We start from the raw sequence: 24,233 nt of genomic DNA on the forward strand, positions 1-24,233 counted from the left end.
ATTATTATCTGCCTATTTTGTTATTGCAGTGATTTAACACGTTCGAAGGAGCTACCCACTAATGGTTTAGCATCTGCTTGAGTCACGTGGCACTGCAGGCAAAAGTATCGTCTAGGAGAAACATCAGCCAACACTTCATCGTTTCGATTAGTAAAGTGAGTGACACTGATTTTAGTGGCGCCCATCTGCTTGGCTTTTGTCCAGCCATGGCATGATAAGCATTTGTTAGCATTGAGTGATATTTCATAGCTCCTGATGTGATGCGGGATCAGTGGTGGCTGAAAGACATAACTGCTTTCAATATCCACTTGATCTCGCGGCACTCTCTTCAAAGGATCTGCCGCTCTCGTGGTTTCTAACTCAACATTGCCGCGCAAAGACTCGACACCACCGATACCACGATCCTGACTGACAGCTAAACCACTGATCAAAGTAAAAGTCATGCTTAACGTTATTAAAATTAATTTTTTCATCATAACCCTGCCTTATCCTACTTTAGTAATTTTAATAGGACACTTTTTATAGTCTGTCTGTTTAGATAGCGGATCGGTTGCATCTAAAATGAGTTTATTAATCAAAATACGCGCATCGAAGAACGGCACAAACACCAGGCCTTTTGGTGGACGGTTACGCCCTCGAGTCTCGACACGTACACGAATTTCACCACGTTTGTTACTCATTAACACTTCATCACCACGACGCACACCATGAGACTTAGCATCATCTGGATGCATATAACAAAGTGCATCAGGAACGGCTTTGTACAATTCAGGTACACGGCGAGTCATTGTTCCCGTATGCCAATGCTCAAGCACACGACCAGTACATAACCACAGGTTAAACTCTTCATCTGGAGACTCTGGTGGCGCCTCGTAAGGTGCCGAGATTATCCATGCTTTGCCATCAGGCTTACCATAGAACTCAAACCCTTTACCTTTGCCAACATAGGGATCTGAGCCTTCTTTAAAGCGCCATTTGGTCTCTTTTCCATCGACAACAGGCCAGCGTAAACCGCGCTCTTGATGGTAGCGATCGTATGGGGCTAAATCATGGCCATGTCCACGTCCAAAGCTTGCGTACTCTTCAAATAGACCTTTTTGTACATAGTAACCTTGGTCTTTGGCATCATCATTGAGCTCTTGCGCTTCTGATAATGGGAACTGGTTCACTTGGCCGTTTTCAAATAGCACTTCACACATATTCTTACCACGTACTTCTGGCATCTTAGCGATCAGCTCTTCGGTCCACACCTCTTCAATTTTGAAGCGTTTTGCAAATTCCATAATCTGCCATAGATCGGATTTCGATTCACCAGGCGCTTTAACCTGCTGATACCAAACCTGAGTACGACGCTCAGCATTACCGTAAGCCCCCTCTTTTTCTACCCACATGGAAGTCGGTAAAATCAAGTCGGCGGCTTGGGCTGTTACCGTTGGGTATGGGTCTGAACAGACAATAAAGTTTTTCGGATTACGGTAGCCAGGTAAGCGCTCTTGATTGATGTTAGGACCGGCCTGCATGTTGTTGTTGCACATTGTCCAGTAAGCATTAAGCACACCGTCATTTAATTTACGGTCTTGCTGTACTGCATGGAAACCCGGCTTAGGTGGAATAGTGCCTTGCGGAATTTTCCATAGCTGCTCAGCACGCTTTCGATGCTCGGGGTTTGCTACCACCATATCTGCGGGCAAACGATGAGAGAAAGTCCCCACCTCACGTGCTGTACCACACGCTGATGGTTGGCCTGTTAATGAAAATGGACCATTACCTGGTGTTGATATTTTTCCGACTAATAGATGAATGTTATAGACCAAAGAGTTCATCCAAACACCACGGGTATGTTGGTTCATTCCCATAGTCCAAAGTGACATTACCTTAATCTTTGGATCGGCAAACTGCTTAGCGAGTATGAGCAGTTTATCTTCACCTAGACCGGTCATTTCAGCGGTTTTTTCAAGCGTATATGGTGCTACTGATTTTTTATACTCTTCAAAATCAATTGAATGTATTTTACCTACATTGGGGTTAGCTGCTTTTTTTTGCAGGGGATGCTCATCCCTTAAACCATAACCAATATCTGTAGTGGCTTGCTTGAAATGGGTATGCTTATTAACAAAGTCCCAATTCACTGCATCGTTTTCAATGATGTAGTTAGCAATAAAGTTGGCTATTACAAGATCTGTTTGCGGCTTAAAGATATAGCCTTTATCAGCAAGTTCAAATGAACGATGGTAATAGGTTGATAATACGTGCACTTTTACATGGGGATGACTTAAGCGTCTGTCAGTGATTCGAGACCATAAAACAGGATGCATTTCAGCCATGTTCGAGCCCCACAGAACAAAGGCATCGGCATTTTCAAAATCATCATAACAACCCATTGGTTCATCGATACCAAAGCTACGCATAAAGCCACCAACGGCAGAAGCCATACAGTGACGCGCATTAGGATCTATGTTGTTAGAGCGGAAACCCGCTTTCATCATCTTAGAAGCGGCGTAACCTTCCATTACGGTCCACTGGCCAGAACCAAACATGCCCACACTGGTAGGCCCTTTCTCTTTTAAAGCCGCTTTCCACTTCTCAGCCATGATATCGAAGGCTTGATCCCAGCTTACTGGTGCAAAGTCACCATTTTTATCAAACTTTCCATTAGTTTGACGTAACAGCGGCTGAGTTAAGCGATCGTTGCCGTACATAATTTTTGAAAGGAAGTAACCTTTAATACAGTTAAGCCCTTTGTTTACAGGAGCTTCTGGGTCGCCTTGAGTCGCAACGACTTTACCATCTTGAGTACCAACAAGTACCGAGCAACCTGTACCACAGAAACGACAAGGCGCTTTATCCCAATGAATTTTTGACTCTTCAGTCGATGCAATTAAATTAGTTGCAGTGGCTGGAAGGGTGATCCCTGCAAGTGCCGCAGCAGATGCCGCAGCATTGGCTTTGATAAAATCACGTCTAGACATTTTCATACTTGTTCCTCGCTAACACTATAGCCATCATCAGGGGCTAGGTTATTTTTATTGGTATTGGTATTGGTATTGGTATCGGTGTCGGTTCCACTATCAATTTGGTGATAAACCATACTGGCACCAAGCACGCCTGGCATATTATTTATTTTTTCAATAACATCGGTAATAAAGCCTTCTGCTTGAGTCTCTAGGACTACAACGATTTTTCCGACTTCACTAACGCCATAAATTTCGGCTTCATCAAACGCTTCAATTCTTTTTTTAGTTTCATCTATATGTTCAGGGCTAACCTGGACAATTAGGCTTGAGATGTGCGCCTCAGGTAACGACATGTGGGCGTTCCTTATCTATCTGGGGGAAAAATACTGAACTGGAACTCATAAGCACTCCAACTTAGGGTTGTGACCCTTCGCAAGGGGAGTCAAAAAAAATGACTCAAGGTTTGGTGGTAATTAACGTTATGTTTTATCAAGTTCTTTCTTGTTGTCGATCATAATCCCAATGTAGGACTAAACTGTATACCCACAATTTGGTAAAGACTAATTAGCTTGATCTGGATCATCGTTTTTAACAAAATAAATCATAGATCAACTAGGTTAATTACCTTTACAGATTGGCAAACACCGAGATTAACAACTATGACTATTCAGCATAGTCTAAACAATGAGTTACAGGCGTATAAATATCAACCGAGATGTTAATAAAATGCGATAAATATAACTTAATGGGTAGATTGTTTCTCGAGGAAATGAGTTTAATAAGTCACATGGATGACACAAAAAAGCACCGTCCATCTGGTCAGTGCTTTTCAATCATCAGTCTTGTGTATGCTACCGATTAATATGGCGAGTTAATTTTGCTTGATTTGGTTCAAAATACGTTTTTCAGAGATAGGATAAGCCGTGCCCAATACCTGTGCAAAACAGGAGACACGATACTCCTCTATCATCCACCTTGCTTCTAACAAGGCCTCGGGGATAGCCGCAGATCTCGGCACTTTAGCTAACTGACCCTCCAACTCCTGCTGCACATTAGCAATGCTGTGCATGTGCAAGCGGTCACGATTGGGATCGACAGGCAACTTGTCTAAGCGATTATCGACGGCTTTAAGATACCTCACCATGTCGGGTAAACGTTTCCAACCACAAGCCTCGACAAAGCCTTTGAACACGAGTTTATCCAGCTGAGTCTTGATATCACTCATGGCGAAGGCAATATCCAGACTTATTTTACCCTTCAATCGCTTCTTCACTTTTTGATAAAGCGTCAGTATCTCTTCGACTCTGAGGGCAATTTTAGCAGCCGTTGAGTTCAGCTCTTGTCTCACCCAATCTTTAGCCCGTTCAAAGTCGGACTCACAGCGAACATCCAGCCCTTTCTCATCGAGTAACTGCTGCACAGACGCCGATAAAATATCATCCAACAAGATCTGTATTTGACCGAAGGGGTTAAAATACATGGCCAGCTTAGCCTTGTTCGGCAAGGTCTTCTGCAGATGCTTCACAGGTGATGGAATATTGATTAACAATAAGCGTTGCAGGCCCAGTTGATGGGAGCGAGCCGCCTCATTTTCATCATCAAATAATTTGATAGAAACACTGGATTTATCGTCCACCAATGCAGGAAACGCCTTGACCTCGAAGTTACCTTTCTTCTGTTTAAACGCCTGTGGCAAGTCGCCGAAGGACCACTGAGTTAACTCAGTTTTTTCGATACCTGAATCGGCTACCTTGCGAATAGCCTGAGTCACCTGGCCCTGAAGGCTAGCTTTAAGTTGCTCAATATCTCGAGCTTGAGCCACTAACTTGCCCTTGTCATCCTCCACCTTGTAATTCATCAATAGATGTTTGGGTAGTTGGCTGAGATCGAAGTCATCGATGCTGACACGAACGCCACTCATGCGCAGCAATTGCTTGCACATGGCATCGATGAAACTCATCTCGAAGGGCTTCATCGCCTGCATACAGGCATTAGCATAATCCGGTGCAGGAACAAAATTACGCCTGAGACTCTTAGGCAGAGCGCGTATCAGGGCGATGCACTTTTCCTCTCTCAGTCCGGGGACCTGCCAATCGAAATCGACATCTTCTATCTGATTGAGCAGTGCGACAGGAATATGCACGGCCACGCCATCATCCTCGGCGGAGGGCTCGAAATGATAACTCAAGAAGAGCTTAAGGTTAGCTTGATGCCAAAAATCGGGAAAATCCAACGCCGAGATATGATCATCTCCTCGCTGCATCAATTGCTCACGTTCGAAATCTAATAGATCAGGGGATTTCTTGCTCTCAGCCTTCCACCAGCTAAAGAACTTAGGGGCGTTATAAATTCCCTCGGGAATTCTGGGCTCATAAAAATCCACCAACACCTGCTCATCCACCAATATGTCGCGGCGGCGTGATTTATGTTCTAGATTCTCAACCTCTTTGAGCAAGTTACGGTTCTTGATAAAGAAAGCTTCATTGGTTCTCAGCTCTCCATCAGCCAAAGCGCTACGAATAAAAATCTCACGGGCCTCCAGTGGATTAACCGGGCCATATTGCGTCTTGCGGCGGTTAACTATGGTCAGTCCATAGAGTATTTGATTTTCAAGGGCCACCACACTGCCCTGCTTCGCCTCAAAATGTGGCTCAAGATAGTTTTTCTTGACCAAGTGCTCAGCCAAAGGCTCTATCCACTCAGGCTGAATTTTGGCGCAGCAGCGGGCAAACAGACGTGAAGTCTCGGTGAGCTCAGCCGCCATAATCCACTTAGGCCCTTTACGAGCCAGAGGCGATCCTGGAAACACGAAGAATTTACGGTTACGGGCCCCTAAATATTCATTATCTTTGTCTTTAAAGCCCACGTGACTCAATAGACCCGTGAGCAGAGACTTGTGCAGTAGCTCATAATCGGCAGGTTCGCTGTTGAGACGCCACTTCAAATCATGCACGGCTTGTCTCATCTGGGCATAGAGATCTTGCCACTCACGCACCCTCAGGTAGGCAAGAAACTCTTTCTTACACTGCTTTCTAAACTGACTACTGGATAGGGATTTTTGTTGCAATTTGAGGTGATCCCACAGATTAACGAAGGAGACAAAATCTGAGTCCTTATCGCTGTGCTTCTTGTGTACCTCATCGGCCGCCTGCTTCTTGTCCATGGGGCGTTCCCTTGGATCTTGAATCGACAATGCAGAGGTGATCACCAAGGCTTCATGAAGACAGCCATTCGTGTTCGCCGCGATAACCATACGGGCCAGACGCGGATCCACGGGAATATGCGCAAGTTGCTTGCCCAGTGTCGTCAAGGCTAAACGCCCTTGTGAATTTTTTACTGCTTCTAACTCTTCCAGTAACAGGAATCCATCTCGGATATACCTAGGGTCCGGCGGCTGAAGGAAAGGAAACGCTTCTATGTCGCCAAGCCCTACTGAGAGCATCTTGAGGATAACCGAGGCAAGGTTAGTCCTTAAAATCTCAGGATCGGTAAACTCGGATCTGTTATTGAAATCATCCTCGCTAAATAAACGGATACAAATACCCGCAGCGACACGGCCACAACGTCCCTGACGCTGATTAGCGCTGGCTTGTGAGATGGGCTCGATGGGCAGACGTTGCACCTTAGTGCGGTAACTATAACGACTGATCCTGGCAGTGCCGGGATCGATGACGTAACGAATACCGGGGACCGTCAGCGATGTCTCGGCAACGTTAGTCGCCAGCACTATTCTGCGGCCAATATGACTCTTAAACACCTTAGACTGCTCGCCGTATGATAGGCGCGCATAGAGGGGTAAGATCTCGGTATCTCGGTACTGACGGCGATTGAGTTGATCCGCCACATCACGGATCTCACGCTCACCGTTCATAAAGATCAGAATGTCACCGGGCCCTTCGGCAACCAGTTCATCGACGGCTTCGAATATGCCTTCGGTGAGATCCAGATCGTCTCCCGCATCACGCACCAGGGGTCGATAGCGAGTCTCAACCTCATAAGTCCGACCCGAAACTTGAATAATAGGGGCATCGTTGAAGTGTTTGGAAAATTTATCCAGATCTATCGTTGCCGAGGTGATGATCACCTTCAAGTCCGGGCGCTTGTTCAATACATTCTTGAGATAGCCTAAGATGAAATCGATATTCAGGCTTCGCTCATGGGCCTCATCTATGATGATGGTGTCATATTGGTCGAGAAACTTATCATTGGTCAGCTCAGCCAGCAAGATACCGTCTGTCATCAACTTGATGTAAGAATCTTGATTGATGGCATCGGCAAAGCGAACTTTAAAGCCAACCACCTCACCGAGTGGACTATTGAGTTCATCGGCAATACGACTGGCAACGCTCCGCGCCGCTAGACGCCTAGGCTGGGTATGGGCTATGAGGCCGCGACAACCTAAGCCTAACTCCAGACAGATTTTTGGCAGCTGAGTCGTCTTACCCGAGCCGGTTTCACCCGCGATGATGACCACTTGATTACCGGCAATCGCCCTGGCTATCTCATCTCGCTTCTGAGAAATAGGCAGGCTTTCGGGATAGGTGATCTCGGGACGGGCCTGACGGCGTCGCTCAACCTTTTCGAATGCTGCAACGGCCTGAGTTTCGAGCTTGTCCAGATTTGCCCGCTTCTTATCCGAATCAACTTCTTTATTGAGCCTGAAGAGACGACGCCTGATCCTCGAGGCATCGGCCTGATAACACAGTTTTAGATAATTGTTAGATAGCGGATGTAGTTGCGAACTCAAGTCAGATCCCATTACTCGAAGCAAAAAAACGATCCTAGCAAGTAACGATTCTTATTGGTACGGAAAATTAACTTCAAATGTCTAATAATCAACCGATACTCAGATTTAAATCTAGCTTGCAGCTATTGATATTAGTATTGACGGTAATAATCATCGTTTAAATCAAGCATAGAGTTCCTTGCTTTGGTTTATGTAGAACAACACAAGTTATTATTTTAATTAACAATGTCTCCTCAGTGTAACAGGCTCGAATTTTAAATTCGCCACAAAGGATAATTACAACACATTGAAATTAAATAATATCTTGATCATTCAACTCATCAACAAGATAAATGAAATATGAAGCAGTTGACACTCAATTATTTATCCATAAAATACGCGCCGTTTGTCTGCAAAGTGACAATAAAAATACTTGGTTGCAAGTTAACAAACTAGTTTCAATCTCGTGCGTTTAGCTTTAGCTTGGCTCCATATCAGTGAATGCTAAATGAGAGCACTAAATGAATATGAGTGGCCAAGCTGATATCAATTCAATGTTTAACTTAAGTCATGTTCATCGGGGAAAAGTGGCAAACGATAATAATTACAGCTTAGGGCCAGTACCAATATCGGCAAGAAAGGGGATGCTCTCGCTAACCATGGTAATGCTGGGACTGACCTTCTTTTCGGCCAGCATGTGGACTGGCGGTACCTTAGGGACCGGACTATCCTTTAATGATTTTATGCTGGCAGTGCTATTAGGTAACCTCATCCTCGGCATTTATACCTCTTGCTTAGGATATATTGGCGCCAAGACGGGTCTTTCTACTCACCTACTGGCACGTTACTCTTTCGGTACTAGAGGCTCATGGTTACCTTCTTTACTGTTAGGCGGTACGCAAGTAGGTTGGTTTGGGGTCGGAGTGGCCATGTTCGCTATTCCGGTTCATAAAGCCACGGGCCTAGATACTAACCTACTGATCATCATCTCAGGCCTGTTAATGACCGCAACCGTTTACTTCGGCATTGCCGCCTTGATGATCTTATCCGCCATCGCGGTACCCGCCATCGCCCTATTCGGCAGCTTCTCTGCATTAACGGCAATTGAGAGTATTGGTGGACTCGAGGGATTAAATGCCCTCATTCCGAATGATCCTATGCCCTTCTCTACCGCATTAGTCTTGGTTGTTGGCTCATTTATCTCGGCCGGTACCCTCACTGCTGATTTCGTCCGTTTCGGCAAGAAACCCATGGGAGCAGTATTTATTACCATGATTGCCTTTTTTATCGGTAACTCATTAATGTTTATCTTCGGCGCAGCAGGCGCTGCGGCCACTGGCCAGTCCGATATTTCTGAGGTGATGATAGCCCAAGGCCTACTCATCCCGGCAATTATCATCTTAGGCTTAAACATCTGGACCACTAACGATAATGCCCTCTATGCTTCGGGTCTGGGATTTTCCAATATCACAGGCCTACCAAGCAGATACCTGTCTATATTCAACGGCATAATAGGTACACTTTGTGCACTTTGGCTGTATAACAATTTTGTGGGATGGTTGACCTTCCTGTCGGCTGCGATTCCCCCCATAGGCGGGATCATCATTGCCGATTACCTAAGAAATCGAGACAAATACAAAGATTTTTCAACAGCCAAATTTTCCAATATCAACTGGGCTGCTATCTTAGGTGTTGCAATTGGTGTCGCTGCCGGTCACCTTCTCCCCGGGATAGTCCCGATAAATGCCGTATTTGCTGGCGCAATAAGTTACCTTATTTTGGACTCGCTATTAACACGGTTCATTTCACATTCAGATTCAACACAAGAGATCACCAATGAACAGTACAAATAACATGCTGATTAACAATGTCCTTCTCGAGGGTAAAGATGGCCTCCATCAAATCGTCATTGAAAATGGTGAGTTTACCTCCTTCACTGCCATGTCAGAGGCCATCAAAGCAAATGATCAGTCCGTTAAGGTGATTGATGGTGAAGGCGGAATGGCCATCGCCCCCTTCTGCGAACCCCATGTTCATCTCGATACCACTCAAACTGCGGGAGAGCCGAGTTGGAATATATCCGGCACCTTATTTGAAGGCATAGAACGTTGGTCTGAACGCAAGAAGACCTTGTCTATCCAAGATGTGAAAACACGGGCTAAGCAGACATTAAAATGGCAAATAGCTAACGGTATACAGCATGTTCGTACCCATGTGGATGTATCGGATCCTACGCTTATTGCACTCAGGGCCATGCTCGAAGTGAAAGAGGAGATGAAGGCTTGGGTCGATATTCAAATTGTCGCCTTTCCCCAGGAAGGAATCCTCTCCTACCCCAACGGTAAGGCGCTTATGGAAGAAGCCGTCAAACTAGGCGCCGATGTCATTGGCGCCATCCCCCATTTCGAGTTTACCCGGGAATATGGCATCGAATCTCTGCACTTCGTGTTTGAGCTAGCGCAAAAATATGATCGCCTCATCGATGTGCATTGTGACGAGATAGACGATGAACAGTCTCGTTTCGTGGAAACACTTGCAGCCTTAGCCCATAAGTTTGATATGGGCCACAGAGTCACGGCCAGCCACACCACAGCCATGCACTCCTATAACGGCGCTTATGCATCGCGGCTTTTCAGGCTGCTGAAAATGTCTGGTATTAATTTCATCGCCAACCCATTGGTAAATATTCATCTTCAGGGGCGCTTCGATGACTATCCTAAACGCCGTGGGATCACTCGGGTCAAGGAGATGTTGGCCGCCGACATCAATGTCTGTTTTGGTCACGACGATATCTTCGATCCCTGGTATCCGCTGGGTACGGCCAACATGTTGCAGGTGCTGCATATGGGATTGCATGTGTGTCAAATCATGGGCTATGAGCAGATAAACCAGTCTCTGGCTTTAATCAGTCATAATTCGGCCCGTACCCTGGATATTCTGTCTCGATATGGTATCGAAGAAGGCAAGCCTGCAAGTCTGCTTATCTTACCCGCAGACAATGGTTTCGATGCCGTTCGACGTCAAGTTCCGGTGCAATATTCAATTCGTCACGGAAGATTGCTGTCACAGACTCAATTAGCGACGACAGAGATCCATTTAGCGGAAACAGAGACCGTGACCTTTAAGCGATAGGGTCATCTCCTAAAGTCGAAAGTAGAAAAGCCGCCTAGATCTTAGACGATAGTAGAGATTAGCATGGCGGCTTTTTATGAGGGAGGACCTCTATCTAACAATTGTGGGTTCATTGGACGACTTTGATGTTTGGCTAGTTCATTGAAAATCGCAACTTCAATTTTATCTACTACCTGTCGTAGGTGCCGTATAAGGATATACGAATGTCGTGAAGGCTCGAATGCCTAAGAACGACCTTAAGTGCAAGCACTTATATGTCACGGAAGGTCATAGCCGCGCTCATACCTGAATGTTTATTTCTTCGATTTGGGTTTTACTTGCTAGTAACACGTTCCCGGACAAAAGTGAGTTACAGGCTTTGCACTAATGCGCTTAGTTCAGATTATAAAAAGTATCTTAGTTTATTCAAAATCCCTAATTCGCTCCGCCCCATTTATCCCCCAATTCTGTCTAAGTATGCTTTTAAATCACCAACTCTAAAATATTTCAACCGTTACTGATAACAAGCATTTTTGAACGCATGTATTGTGTATTCAAAGTGCATACTAGCTTAAAAATGAGGAATAACGACAATGGCAATAAATGGTGTAAATCCAGCAATTACAAACTCGATCAATAATAGTTTTCAGCTGGATAAGTTTAATGATGGAAAGGCACAGGAACTGCATCTTAATCTAGGTGAAGGTAAAGATTACACCATTAAAGTGAGTGAGAATGGGCAAGTATCAGCAAGCCGAGATCTTAGTCATTTATCAACGGTAGGGCGACTAAAGAACGCAGTGGTCGACTTCTTTAGTCGAGCATCAAATAAAAATGAAAGCGCATTTACGACCAGAGCAAGTCAGATCCAATCTCAAGTGCAAAAGCATATAACAGAGGTCGTTCCTGTTAATCATCTCGTGAAAGCGGCATTCAACCAGCCAGTGAGTGAGTTCAAAAATGACGCTGCATATTTAAAACCTGGAACCAATCCAGAAATAGCGACTTTTGATGATGTCACTGCTGCGAATAAAACACGTTTAGGCTTAGAAAACTTAGATAGTGGCGCGCAAGATTTTGTAAAACAAAACTTTTCTAGCTTCATTATTGGCAAAGATACACTTTTTAGTCGTTTAACTACTGGCTTTCAGCAAGAAATGGAAATTCTTTTTGCCTCTGATGCAGCTCAAAATCCCGTGAAGCTGCAAGAACAACAAGTTGCGCTTACGGAAAAATATGAAGATCTGAGCAAAAAAGTGAATGCAGAATTTAACACTCAATTCGTAACACCTTACGCGCAACAGAAAAATAGTGACTTTTAGTTAAACGTTTGAAGTAAATAATAATTCAGTAATAGGAATGATGACCGTTGGATATTTATAAAAAAATACTGGCCGAATTGGCGGTTGAGCAGCTGAATTTTGATGAGAGCAATGTTTGCTCCTTTGAAATTCAGCAAGAAAAAAATCCAGAAAGTGCCTATTTTGTCGTCAATATCGTCCGTAACACGGCATTGATGGAGCTAGCGATCTCTGTTACGACTGCTGCAGAGATTCCGGCACAAATATCTAAAGAGCTCTTTACGTTATTAGGCGTACACGCTATTGGCCCTTTGCGCGGTGAATGCGGTATTGGTGTTTACCCCGGTACTGAACAACTATCTGTATTTACGAAAATTAGCTTAGCTGACTACCGTCCTGGGCAGATAAAAGAAAACCTAGCAGAACTGCTAGAAAAAGCGCAGGAATGGGAGGACATCTTGTTAGTTGATACCCACCCAGACCAAGAGCAGGACAAAGCGGCTGATGCATCTTCTTGCTCCTGGAGAAATATCAGAGTATAGCCCCGGTAGGGCTAATAGGCAGGGCCATCGCATGAGTGTTTTTTGAGCAAAAACAACTTAGAGTGATAGTTCTAAGACATATCTGGACAAAACGTGTTTACTTGTCGGATAACAAGTTTTTGAAATATCTATTGTGGGTTCATTCGGCTGGTTTTGTTTATGGCTAATTTTTGGATACGTAAGCTTCAATTTAATCTATAGCCTGCGGCTCGCTAAATGTGCAAACACTCCTGTGGCACGGCGCGAGTATATCCCTGCGGCATCATCCCTGATGCCGCAGGTCACAGCCGCGTTCACACCGGAGTACTTCTTCGATTTGAATTTTACTGGCTAGTAACTCACTTTTGTCGGATAAGCGGCACTTGTTACCAAGTGCCGCTCTCCTAAGAACCTATGTGGACTCCCCAACTGTCAACAACAAATAGTTATGAATCGAAGAATTAATGCGTACTTATGTACGAGCTCTCATTGAGTAGCGAACTCAGGCTCTCTGATATTTACGCAGACCAATAAACAATTCTGTACGACGAGCTCTTGGTTCTTAACTGTTTTTACTGGCTGATTTTTATCTTCGATTAAGCATTTTGTTGTTTGAACTCGTTAACTGGCCAATATTAATTTGGCCTTATACTCTGTTCCTTGGGTTAACATGGCAAAAGCCGTTCTTACTGTTTTATTGGCTAGTGCCACTGCTGCACATTTCTTTCCACGTCTTTCTACCAACCCTTGTATCCATTTTTCTTTGGTGGTTCGGGCTTCTCTTTTCACTACCTGGATTACGCAGGACATGGCGCCAGCAATAAGTTGACTACGAAGCATACTGTTTTTTACATGCTTGCCTATAGAGCCCATTTTTGTCTTACCACCGCTAGAATTCTGTAATGGCGTTAACCCTATACACGCCGATGCATCTTTTCCTTTATTAAAAGTGCCTAGCTCAATGCAATATAGAGGTTAATCGCGTTTATACTTCCCACACCTTCTAGTTTTAGTAGTTTTTTACAATCTGAGTGTTCATGTATGGATTTTTCGAGACAATCATTATAAATAGCCAATGATTTTATTGTTTCTAAATACAGCTTCCACGCACTGTCTAATGCAAGTCTAAACAAGTCAGAAAAATCATTTTCTGCATCTTCGAGCGTTGACTCGACTACACTCTTCAATCCACCATTGCGATTCGCGGTGCTGATATTAAACTCAGACAACAAGGAAACAAGTTGATTGCTGAGTGCTGTTTTTTGCTTGCTGTATAGCTCTCTTATTCTCATCATGGATTGCAATTGCTGCTGTTCAACCGATTTACCGGAAATAAAATTAACTTCTGGCAGCATAGCTGACTGAACAATAGCTAAAGCATCATTTTTGTCAGTTTTCTGGTTTTGCCTCACTGAAGAAACTAATTGCGCAGATATAAGGTTTGCATCATGACCAAAAAATAGCGCTTTTTGCTTCCAATAATTTGAAGAGGCACATGCTTCAAAGACAACCATCATCGGTTCTGATTTGGCGAGGAATTCGGTGAATTCGCAAGGTGTCATTTCTTCATTAGAACGCACTGTTTTGTTTGTATATACACAAACTTGAATTACACGTTTTCCTAAATCAACGCCAACTATTGTCTTTTTCATTATGGGCTCCAATAAGTCATGGTGAATATTTAAAATACACCATTCGGTTAAGGTTAGGGGAGTCCAATTATCTGTACGTGCAACTTTCACTGCATACGGCTCAAGCCTCCACTAAGGCGTATTACGTTACCCAGCTACCTATAATTACATTGCAGCCAGAGCAGGTTCGAACCAAGAATTACGACTTTGCTTTTTCGGTTTCCTATTGTAACCGATCAATATAGGACGTCTTCCTAAGATCATTTGATGTGGCTACTCTCAGGGTAAACCTAATACTGAGAATGCTCATGGCTAAACCTCATCTCATCGATGCTCAAAAATCTACCCTCCTGGACAAGTGGTGCACAACGCCTTTATCTATGCAGGACTTCTGTCATCAGGAGAACATTTCAACTTCTTCTTTTAATCGTTGGCGCCAGCAGTTAACGGTTCCTCCAGAAATACAGGCTACCGAAGCCGACTGGATAGAGCTTGAACCCTCTAAGCAAGATAAGCTTCCGGTGTTGCCAGACCCAAAGCCAAACTGGAATATTGAGCTTGTGCTCCCTGGTGATGTCATTTTACGATACGCTACTGATGCTGCTGCCAAGTCCGGACTTACGCATTTGGCTGTATGCCAAACCCGTGGACATGCGCAAGCAGTTTGATGGCTTAATCGTATTAGCTAAGCACCAACTCCACGCTTCTCCCATGAGTGGTGAGCTGTTTGTGTTCATTAATCGCAAGCAGACCATGATGAAGGTGCTGTATTTTAGTCGCGGCGGCTACTGTTTATGGAGTAAGCGGCTTGAGTTAGGCCGCTTTCATCACGTAGAGGGTGACGGGGATAAAATCAATCTCACCTGGACTCAACTACAATGCCTCATCGAAGGCATTAATTGACAAAAACAAGTAAAGAGCAAGCGGTTTAATTCGTTATAACTGTCTGTTTTTTTTATATAATATGCTTCTATGAAGCAACCTCTACAGACAGTCTCGTTATCACAAGAAATTGAGCAGCTAAACGCTCAAAATTCTGAGCTGTCAGAAAAAGTGCTCACGCTGCAACAGCAACTCGACTGGTTTAAGCGCCAGTTGTTTGGCCGCAAGTCTGAAAAGCAGTTAGAGGATAATCCCAATCAAGAAGTCTTATTTGACCGCCCTGATTCTGGGGAGTCAGGGCCTGAAGATAAGCAACAGATATCCTATACCCGCTCAGCAAAAAAAAGCACCGGCAATGAAGTGGATGACACCGGCTTGCGCTTTGATGATACGGTGCCGACCAAGGTCATTGAACTTAAAGCGCCAGAGCTAGAAGGTGACGATGCTGAGCAGTATGAGGTTATCGGTTATAAAGAGACCCATCGCTTAGCTCAACAGCCGGGCAGCTACACCATTCTTATCTATAAGCGTCCCGTCGTCCGTCACAAAACCGAGCATTGCCTTAGCGTACAACCTGCACCCGATAACGTGCTCGACGGGTGTTTTGCTGATGTCTCTGTTATCGCCGGCATCATGGTCGACAAGGGAGTCTATCATTTACCCTTGTATCGCCAGCACCAAAGAATGCTTGATAGTGGGGTTCAAGTCAGCAGGGCTACCCTCATTAACTGGGTAAAACGGGGCATCGAACTGTTAACCCCTATCTACCGAGCTCAGCTAAAGCATATCCTCACCAGCTCTACACTGGCCATGGATGAGGTGCCGATGAAAGCGGGACGTAAAGCGAAAGGTAAGATGAAACAGACTTACTTTTGGCCCATCTACGGTGAAGATGATGAAGTCGCCTTCACCTGGTCATCAAGCCGTGGGGCTCAACATGCTAAGGCGCAGCTAACCGGGTTCTCTGGTGTACTGCTAAGTGATGGTTATCAGGCTTATACCAATGTGATAAAAGCACTTAATCGTGACAACGAAGCTAACATCATCCATGCCGCCTGCTGGGCTCATACCCGACGTTACTTCGATAAAGCTTTACTCATGGAGCCCGAACTCGCTAAGCAAGCCTTAAAGCAAATCGCCGAGCTCTACAAAATCGAAAAACACATCCGCGATAACTTAAGCTACAGCGATGAAATCCTCGCTTATCGGCAAAAGTGGAGTGAGCCTATCGTTAACCGCTTCTTCAAATGGCTCTATGACCAACGGCAACGCCCGGAGATTTTACCGAGCAACCCGTTAAGTAAGGCCCTCAGTTATGCACTTGATAGAAAAACAGAGCTTAAGGTCTTCTCGAGTCACCCTGCAGTGCCTATCGACACCAATCACTTGGAGCGTGCTTTGCGAGTCATACCGATGGGGCGTAAAAATTATCTGTTCTGCTGGACCGAACTGGGGGCGGAGCAGTTGGGGATGCTGCAAAGTTTACTGGTTACCTGTCGTCTGCAAGGGATTAATCCCTACACTTACCTCGTCGATGTCCTGCAACGCGTCAGTCAGCACCCAGCTTCACAAGTTGAAGAACTCACGCCACGAGTATGGAAGACTAAGTTTGCCGACAACCCACTCACATCAGACTTGATGCAGACTTCTTAGTCTCCCGCAAGCCCGTCCTATATTGATCACTTACAGCGCGCCTCTCTTCAACACTTCCTGTAAAGGATCTAATTGCTCTGGTGTATGAAGCCCAATAACATTATGATTATCCATGCGACGGAGTCCTCTGTAAGTTGATTGTTTTACACCATCTTCAAAGATGATGCGTCGCTATCCTCTTAGCCCATACACCAGAAATAAGCATACCTCGTTAGGCTGTTCAATAAATAGTCGTTGATGCGTTAACCCTGCCCAAGGGGGGAGATTTAAATCTATAATTAATTTTAATAGGAATATCATTTTTTATGCCATCATATAAACCATTGATTAAACCGACAAAAACTAAATCTCTCGCGGTATCGATTACTTCGATTAAACCAGTGGAGGAGCCAATAAACTTGAACCCGGCTTTCCGAGGAACTTCTACTGTTTTCAACGTCAAGGATACTGACAAACTTATTTCAGACATTCATGATGGAAATAAAAAAAATATTTATGTAACAAAGAGTCATACAGGGTTTCGCGATGGAGAGTCTAAACCTGCAAAGCCTCCACTTTCGGAAGAAGAAAGAAATAATATGACTTCGGGGGGGCTTAACCGACTAAATAAAGCTTTGTACTCGTCAGGAAACATTAAATTTGTGGAAGGGGGTAACTCTGGACCTGAGATGATTGAGACAATTTTAATCCATGGGACGTTTAATCCTGACGCTCCTTTAGTTGGGTGGACTAGACCTAATATAGACATAAATCAACGCATTAGAACTAGGTATGGTGGTAAGATAACAGCTATGCAGTGGAGTGGTAAAAATCATCGGGTGGCTCGAATTGAGGCCGGCAGAGCACTTTCTGAGCGAATTTCAGAAAACACATCAAACAACATTCAAACAAATATAATAGCTCACAGTCATGGAGGTAATGTGGTATTTGAAGCTATTAAACAAAACGGAAGCGGCTACATCAATCACCTTATAACTTTAGGAACTCCAATTAGGAAAGATCACCTCCCCTCCTTAAGTGAAATTAAAGAAGGGACTAATGCATATATACACGTATCCGGTGGTAAAGATGGTGTAGCCCCAAAAGGGGGAGTTGATTGGGTAACTCCAGGGCGTGGGGTTTTTACTGATAAGTCTAGATATTCTAAAGCGGAAACACATAATCCCCTAAGCGATGTAGAGGTTCATATAATTGATGCCAATCACAGTGAGCTTCATCAGCGGGCAGTTTTAGATCTATTTGGGTCAAAAGAAATGAAAGTAAATCGCACCACTAAGATTTAATTAAGCGCTATATTTTGCTGGTTACCTGCCGTCTGCAAGGGGTTAATCCCTATACTTACCTCGTTGATGTCCTGCAACGCGTGAGCCGGCCCCCCGGCTTCAAAAGTTGAAGAACTTACGCCGCCACTAGTATGAAAGACTAAGTTTGCCGACAACCCGCTCATGTCAGACTTGTGCAAACTTCTTAGCTTACTGCAAGGCCGTTCTATATTGATCGGTTACTTCCTATTAACCAAATAGGCTAGGTATTGAGGATCGAATGGCGTAGCAGCGCTCCTGATTTTCACATGTCTCCTTATCGGCGTTTGAGCTATCTGAACCAGATTAAAATGGCAGTCCATGTTGGCGATTTTCTGCCAGCCGTGGAATTGCCACCCACCTATGCGATTCATGTAGTATTTTCGACGTACCCAGTCTTTGTTTTTCGTTAGGTGACGCCTTACCGCCCATCGCCATAACAACCAGAAAAGTTGATGGCCTACATAATCGAAAGTTCGCTTTGCCACACAATGACGATAATAATTCGCCCATCCTCTCAGCTTCGGATTCAAAATCTTAATGAGATCGTTTACTGGAATAGTTGCGTGCTTTTTGATGAGTTCGCGTAAGTTACTCAAAAATGATAATACATTGCTCTTACTTGGTTTAATAAGCAGTTTGCCTTTGTACTTCCTAAGATTGAATCCCAGAAAGTCAAAACCATCATCAATATGAGTGACATACGTTTTCTCTTCAGAAAGTGTTAAGCCTCTTTCTTGTAGAAAGCCAATTAGCTGCGGTTTGATTTCGTTAAGTAAGAACTCCTGTGAAGTCCCCGTTATTACAAAATCATCTGCATATCCGATGAAGTTAACCCTATCACCTGTTTTACGAGCAATAGACTTAACCAATTGTTCTAACCCAGCAAGCGTGAGCAGCATAAGAGTAGGAGATATTATCCCACCTTGTGGTGTTCCCTCTGCCGTTTTATAGAACAATCCTTTGTCAACAAAACCACACCCAAGCCATTGTTTCAGCATTCGTTTATCTAATTGAATGTTATCGATAAGCCATTGATGACCAATCTTATCGAAACAGGCTTTGATGTCTCCCTCAAGAACCCATTGGCTAGAGTTTTTCTGACACAAGCATTTGAAGCATTGCGCGATGGCATCGGCAGTACTTCGGTTAGGTCGAAAACCATAACTGTTTGGGTCGACAATGGTCTCAGAGATAGACTCTAATGCAAGAAGGTGAAGGGCTTGTTGCGCCCTGTCTATCATGCAAGGAATGCCTAGGGGTCTGAGTTTGCCGTTTTTCTTGGGGATATAGATACGCCTGAGCGGTTTAGCTTGGTAGCCTTTTCTGCTCAGTTGATTGACCGCCGCCATACAACGGACATCGGTGTTCCAGATGATGCCGTCTATTCCTGGCGTTTTACTGCCTTTGTTTTGAGATACTCGTTTAACAGCAAGAAGCTTTGCTGCTTTTGAGTGAGTTAGTATCCACTGCAAGGCTTTCGCTCTGCCGCGTTTACCTTCTCGGGTTGCTTTTGCAATGCGCATTTGAAGCTTTAATACGTGCTGCCCAATAGCAGCCCAGTTAATGGCTTGCCATTGAGCCTCGTCAGGAGAGGCACTAACTCTGTTGAAGCTACCATTTGCGTTTATCCTTGAATAAAGTTCCTCAAACTATCTTGCAACGGGAGACCAGCTAGAAGTCAGCTCGCTTTCGCGCCAGATAACCACCTGTATCCGCATCATTACAACACGGCTTTCGCTTTTTCCAGCCTCCTTTACCTGCACCACTATCAGCTGTCTTCGCAGACAACCTTCCAAGAAGGAGTAATACAGGCTTACCCTGTTCCGTATGTCACGCAACGTCAGGTTAGATGCCCACTATAGTGCGGAGAGCGTATCGATCACGAAAGACTACTGTCCAATTTCTTTCCTACTCTCGTTGCCTTTTGGCCACAGCGTATTAACCACTTCCGCTGCTTCTCGTGTGACGCACCTTATATGGATTCACTTATGTTCATCATACTGACACCCTAGCACTCACCCGATTTGTGGTTATCAGGAGGAACATCCTCTCACGATTCTGTTCCCGTTCAGCAAATTGCTGAGCTTCGTTACATTGTCGGATCCGCTGCTTTATTCAGGATCCTAGGGGCACCTGGTGATACAGATGGTTCACTCTTATCTCGGTGAACAGCGCTTCATACGACTTCAGGTCGCACGGACAGAAATGAGCTAGAAGTGTGATTCTAGTTCATGAGATTTTGATTAGGAAAAGTATGGCAATCGTTTGCTCGATAGCGCTGTAATAAAACGTTTATAGCTACAGTACTAGCTGTAGCCAGAGGCACTAAAAAGAGGGGAGTGACAATGCGAAATGTAATAAAAATACTGATTTAATGTCTTAATAGAAATAAAATCAAATGCTAACGCTGCGACCTGTTGGAAAATATTCTAAGCGTTCACCAAGCACACCTTTCAAGATATTATAGGCTTTCATTCCTGTACAATGACCTGTATACAACTTATCTATTGGGTAATTTAACATTGATTCACCAATCTCTTCGATCTGCTTCTTAGTTCCACCGATACTATTAAATAATGGTAATCCGACTAAATGAAAACCGCCAATGACAGCTTTTATTTTAGTGTTAGGGAAATTATTAAGTGCAGTATCTATCATATTTAGAACTCCACTATGAGCACAACCAGTAAAGACTATAAGCCCATCATGTTCATTTATGACCAACAATAATTCGTGATCAAATGTATCAGACTTACAACTCTCACCTGACCCAGTAAATAGGTACTTATTACCTTCTGGCTTTTCATACTTATTACCTAAATCAGTTATTATAAAGATATTGGGCAATATTTCAGTCATTTGGTTAATAAACGTCATGCGACTGGCATCTTTGGTAAGCAACTGTTTATTGATACCTACATCAATTTTAAAACCCAAAGTTTTAAAAGTATAATTTGTGTCTTCGCATTCACGTAAATACACTTGGGCCTTAGAGTTCTGGTCTAGGAAGTGCGTAATTCCATTACAGTGATCATGATGGCGATGTGAAATCACTGCTGCATCAACGCTTTTAATATCTACACCTAATAAACGTGCATTATCACAAAAGGCTCTACTGCTTCCTGCATCAAATAATATACTCTTTCCCATAGTACTAGCATGAATAGAAAGCCCTCTTTCTATTTCTAGGTCTGTTCTATTATTCAATCTTGTATTATCAATTAATGAAGTAAGAATCATAACTACTACCTTTTTACAACTCTATAATTATTGGAGGATCTACTTTATGCTCAAGCGCTGAATAAGCGAACAATGCACAACTACCTTTTAGAGGTTATTCGATTTATGCTTTCTTGTTCTGCTAAGAGAATTGTAGAGCTAATGAGTTCTTCAAAGTGCTCCAATTGACCTGCTGGTATTAGCTGGTTTTGAATAAATTTTCGCTTCTCTGAATCAAACAAGCGTTCCGCGACCCAACCTATTAGGTATACTAAAGAAAGACAACCGCCTGCTGTAGCAATATTGCCTTCAATGACCAAAGGTAAATCTTGAACATTGCCGCCCATTTTCTTCAGTACATTTTTAGCGTCAGGATTTGTCGTTAACAACAAACCGTTTAACAATCCAAGTTCATGAAGGATAAACGAACCAGCACATATCGAACCAACTAACTGTTTGTTTGGATCGAGTTTTAAAGCTGACATAAATTCACCGTCCTGTAATGCTGCAGGAATGCCACGCTTGCCACTAGTAATTAGCACTACATCTTGATTAATCACCTCTGAAATATGACCATCGGTCTTTACCGACATACCTAGATGCGAGCGGTGTTCTGATTTAGTTCCTAATATTGACACCACCCAGCTATTAGTCGTTCTACCGAGTAAGTCATACATTAAGAAAAAGTCCACATCTGTAAAATCGTCAAATATTACAATGCCAATGTTGTACATGATTTTGATACCTCGTTATTCATGTTTGAGATTTGCATAACAGCCATTAAACAACATATTACATAGCAAAAAAAGAGTGTCAGCAGCTTCTAGAGACACTCTTCTGGACATTAAATTTTACAGGCAAACGCAAGGGACTTCGGTAATGTTTTGATAAGTTTAATTTTTCCCCTCGGCTAACCATGTGGCATATTGTTTCGTATAATAACTCACAATTAGGTCAGCCCCAGCACGTTTTAACCCAATAAAAGTTTCAGTTACTACCGCTTTCTCATCGAGTGCGCCAGCAAGAGCCGCAAACTTGATACCGGCATATTCCCCACCTACTTGATATGCAGCGATGGGTAGATGGGTTTCTTTTCTTAAACGACAGATCACGTCTAAATATGGTGTTCCTGGTTTAACCATCAGAATATCTGCGCCTTCAGCCTCATCAAGTGATGCTTCAAGTAGAGCTTGACGACCATTGGCGTAATCTAGTTGGTAGCCTTTTCTATCCCCACTAAGTTCACAGTCTACTGCGGCCCTAAATGGGCCATAAAAAGAAGATGCAAATTTTGCCGAATGTGCCAAAATTGCCACGTCCTGAAAACCAGCAGCATCAAGTCCTAGACGAATTGCTTTTACTTGGCCATCCATCATTGCCGATGGTGCTAACATATCAGCACCAGCTTTAGCTGCGGTCACCGATTGTTTTACTAAATTTTCAACTGTAATGTCGTTACAAACTTTGTTGTTTTGCATTACACCACAATGACCATGGTCGGTATATTCACAGAAGCAAATATCTGGAATTACCATCATTTCTGGTACGGCAGATTTTATCGTCTTGACCATACGAGCAAGTAGACCATCATCATTCCAAGTGTCACTTCCTTGAGCATCCTTAGTGTGGGATATGCCAAAAGGCATAACATAGCGTATGCCCAGAGCATAAAGCTGACGAACCTCATCGGCTAGGGAGTTCTCGGGAATACGACTGATACCAGGTAGAGTGGAAATAGGTACTGCTTGAGCGATCTGCTCTTCGACAAATAAAGGATGGATTAAATTGTCTAATAAAAGGTGGCTTTCACGCAATAGATCGCGCATGGCTTCGGAGCTACGTAATCGTCTTAAACGGCGCAATGGAGTTATGGTCATATTGGAGTAACCTATTCAGATATGGTTAGGGACTCAGTTTAAATAAAGGAAAATAAATTTAAACCTTACATAATAAGACTTAAAACTGTATCAAAAGTTCTGTGTAACTACAGCTAAATATTTTATCACCATGACTATTAACAATATGAGCTAATTTATACATAACACAATAAATCCATAACAAAAATCAGGTCAAACAACTTGCTCAACACATGTAGCAAACAATAGCTCTAACACGTAAAGGTCAGATAGGCGGCACTTGTTGCCAAGTGCCGCCCTCCTAAGAACCTCAGCGTGCAACTTTCACTGCACTGGGCTCAAGCCTCCACTAAGGCGTACTATGTTACCCACCTGCCACTAAGGCCAGATTTTGCAATGCACATTTGAAGCTTCAATACTTGCTCCTCAATAGGTTTCCAGTTGATGGATTGCCATTAAGCGCCGTAAGGAGAGGCACTAACTTCATTTGAAGTCATCATTTGCGTTTCTCCATCAACAAAGTTCTTCAAACTTTCTTGCAACGGGAGACCAGCTGGAAGTGGGCTCACTTTCGTGCCAGACACCAGTCTGTATCTGCATCATTACAATGCAGCTTTGGCTTTCTCCAGCTTCCTTTACCTGCACCACTATCGGCTATCTTCAGAGATAACTCTCCCAATGGGAGTGATACAGGCTTACCGTGTTCCGTATGTCGCGCAATGTCAGGTTAGATGCCCACTCTAGTGCGGAGAGTTTTACAACCACGAAAGAACATTGCCCAATCTCTTTCCTGCTCTCGTTGCCATTTTGGCCACAGCGTATAAACCACTTCCGCTGCTTCTCGTATAACGCACCTTACATGGATTCACATATGTTCATCATACTGACTCCCTAGCACTTACCCGACTTGTGGTTATCAGGAAAAACGTCCTCTCACGATTCTGTTCCCATTCGGTATAAAACCAAATTTCGTTACATTGTCTGGCTCGCTACTTTATTCAGAGCCATAGGGTCATCTGGTGATACAGATGGTTCACTCAAAAGCGGTGAACAGCGCTTCATACGACTTCACGTC

At 43.8% G+C, this 24,233-nt stretch carries 16 protein-coding genes and 2 pseudogenes; 9 read left to right on the forward strand and 9 right to left on the reverse strand.

Going from position 1 to position 24,233, the window contains the following annotated elements; genetic code table 11:
• Positions 1 to 20: 20 nt before the first annotated feature.
• The 4 genes from FM037_RS15860 to hrpA form a co-directional block, all read right to left on the reverse strand.
• A complete protein-coding gene (locus FM037_RS15860) occupies positions 21 to 476 on the reverse strand; it encodes a nitrate reductase cytochrome c-type subunit (protein ID WP_144046771.1) in 456 nt (151 codons plus the stop codon).
• Positions 477 to 485: 9 nt separating this feature from the next.
• Complete coding sequence (gene napA, locus FM037_RS15865) at positions 486 to 2,975, reverse strand: periplasmic nitrate reductase subunit alpha (protein WP_144046772.1); 2,490 nt, start codon at positions 2,973 to 2,975, stop codon at positions 486 to 488.
• Positions 2,972 to 3,307: a chaperone NapD gene (locus tag FM037_RS15870; protein WP_144046773.1), complete on the reverse strand. Its 336-nt coding sequence runs from the start codon at positions 3,305 to 3,307 to the stop codon at positions 2,972 to 2,974. Before FM037_RS15870 ends, napA begins: the two co-directional genes overlap by 4 nt.
• A 518-nt stretch (positions 3,308 to 3,825) precedes the next feature.
• A complete protein-coding gene (gene hrpA, locus FM037_RS15875) occupies positions 3,826 to 7,713 on the reverse strand; it encodes an ATP-dependent RNA helicase HrpA (protein ID WP_144048991.1) in 3,888 nt (1,295 codons plus the stop codon).
• 554 nt (positions 7,714 to 8,267) lie between these two features.
• Between hrpA and codB the strand changes: the two genes are divergently transcribed.
• The 4 genes from codB (at position 8,268) to FM037_RS15895 (ending at position 12,634) form a co-directional block, all read left to right on the forward strand.
• Positions 8,268 to 9,533, forward strand: coding sequence for a cytosine permease (codB, locus tag FM037_RS15880; protein WP_144048992.1), 1,266 nt, complete (start codon positions 8,268 to 8,270; stop codon positions 9,531 to 9,533).
• On the forward strand, positions 9,517 to 10,812 hold the full coding sequence (locus FM037_RS15885; RefSeq protein ID WP_144046774.1) for a cytosine deaminase: 1,296 nt from the start codon (positions 9,517 to 9,519) through the stop codon (positions 10,810 to 10,812). Before codB ends, FM037_RS15885 begins: the two co-directional genes overlap by 17 nt.
• A gap of 572 nt (positions 10,813 to 11,384) precedes the next feature.
• Complete coding sequence (locus FM037_RS30175; RefSeq protein WP_144046775.1) at positions 11,385 to 12,113, forward strand: hypothetical protein; 729 nt, start codon at positions 11,385 to 11,387, stop codon at positions 12,111 to 12,113.
• A 47-nt stretch (positions 12,114 to 12,160) separates the two neighbouring features.
• The gene (locus FM037_RS15895; RefSeq protein WP_144046776.1) at positions 12,161 to 12,634 is read left to right on the forward strand and encodes a type III secretion system chaperone family protein; all 474 of its coding nucleotides are present in this window, start codon (positions 12,161 to 12,163) and stop codon (positions 12,632 to 12,634) included.
• Positions 12,635 to 13,234: 600 nt separating this feature from the next.
• Here the strand turns inward: FM037_RS15895 and FM037_RS15900 are convergent.
• Positions 13,235 to 14,265: pseudogene (locus FM037_RS15900) on the reverse strand (IS110 family RNA-guided transposase).
• A gap of 248 nt (positions 14,266 to 14,513) precedes the next feature.
• Here FM037_RS15900 and tnpA point away from each other — a divergent pair.
• The 5 genes and pseudogenes from tnpA to FM037_RS15925 form a co-directional block, all read left to right on the forward strand.
• Positions 14,514 to 14,912: an IS66 family insertion sequence element accessory protein TnpA gene (gene tnpA / locus FM037_RS28575; protein ID WP_194165871.1), complete on the forward strand. Its 399-nt coding sequence runs from the start codon at positions 14,514 to 14,516 to the stop codon at positions 14,910 to 14,912.
• Positions 14,896 to 15,147 carry an IS66 family insertion sequence element accessory protein TnpB gene (gene tnpB, locus FM037_RS15910; RefSeq protein WP_185976838.1) on the forward strand — a complete coding sequence of 84 codons (252 nt, stop codon included), beginning with the start codon at positions 14,896 to 14,898 and terminating at the stop codon, positions 15,145 to 15,147. Before tnpA ends, tnpB begins: the two co-directional genes overlap by 17 nt.
• A 69-nt stretch (positions 15,148 to 15,216) precedes the next feature.
• Positions 15,217 to 16,779 carry an IS66 family transposase gene (gene tnpC / locus FM037_RS15915; protein WP_144046778.1) on the forward strand — a complete coding sequence of 521 codons (1,563 nt, stop codon included), beginning with the start codon at positions 15,217 to 15,219 and terminating at the stop codon, positions 16,777 to 16,779.
• A gap of 305 nt (positions 16,780 to 17,084) precedes the next feature.
• Positions 17,085 to 18,062, forward strand: coding sequence for an esterase/lipase family protein (locus FM037_RS15920; protein WP_144046779.1), 978 nt, complete (start codon positions 17,085 to 17,087; stop codon positions 18,060 to 18,062).
• Positions 18,063 to 18,076: 14 nt separating this feature from the next.
• Positions 18,077 to 18,197: pseudogene (locus tag FM037_RS15925) on the forward strand (transposase domain-containing protein); the annotation flags it as partial.
• A gap of 83 nt (positions 18,198 to 18,280) precedes the next feature.
• Here FM037_RS15925 and ltrA read toward each other — a convergent pair.
• The 4 genes from ltrA to hemB form a co-directional block, all read right to left on the reverse strand.
• Positions 18,281 to 19,711, reverse strand: coding sequence for a group II intron reverse transcriptase/maturase (gene ltrA / locus FM037_RS15930; RefSeq protein ID WP_144046780.1), 1,431 nt, complete (start codon positions 19,709 to 19,711; stop codon positions 18,281 to 18,283).
• 766 nt (positions 19,712 to 20,477) lie between these two features.
• Positions 20,478 to 21,323, reverse strand: coding sequence for an MBL fold metallo-hydrolase (locus FM037_RS15935; protein ID WP_144046781.1), 846 nt, complete (start codon positions 21,321 to 21,323; stop codon positions 20,478 to 20,480).
• Positions 21,324 to 21,403: 80 nt separating this feature from the next.
• Complete coding sequence (locus FM037_RS15940; RefSeq protein ID WP_144046782.1) at positions 21,404 to 22,036, reverse strand: DJ-1/PfpI family protein; 633 nt, start codon at positions 22,034 to 22,036, stop codon at positions 21,404 to 21,406.
• Positions 22,037 to 22,195: 159 nt separating this feature from the next.
• Positions 22,196 to 23,179 carry a porphobilinogen synthase gene (gene hemB, locus FM037_RS15945; RefSeq protein ID WP_144046783.1) on the reverse strand — a complete coding sequence of 328 codons (984 nt, stop codon included), beginning with the start codon at positions 23,177 to 23,179 and terminating at the stop codon, positions 22,196 to 22,198.
• Between the last annotated feature and the right edge of the window lie 1,054 nt (positions 23,180 to 24,233).

Origin of the sequence: Shewanella psychropiezotolerans (assembly GCF_007197555.1) — a bacterium.
Lineage (GTDB): Bacteria > Pseudomonadota > Gammaproteobacteria > Enterobacterales > Shewanellaceae > Shewanella > Shewanella psychropiezotolerans.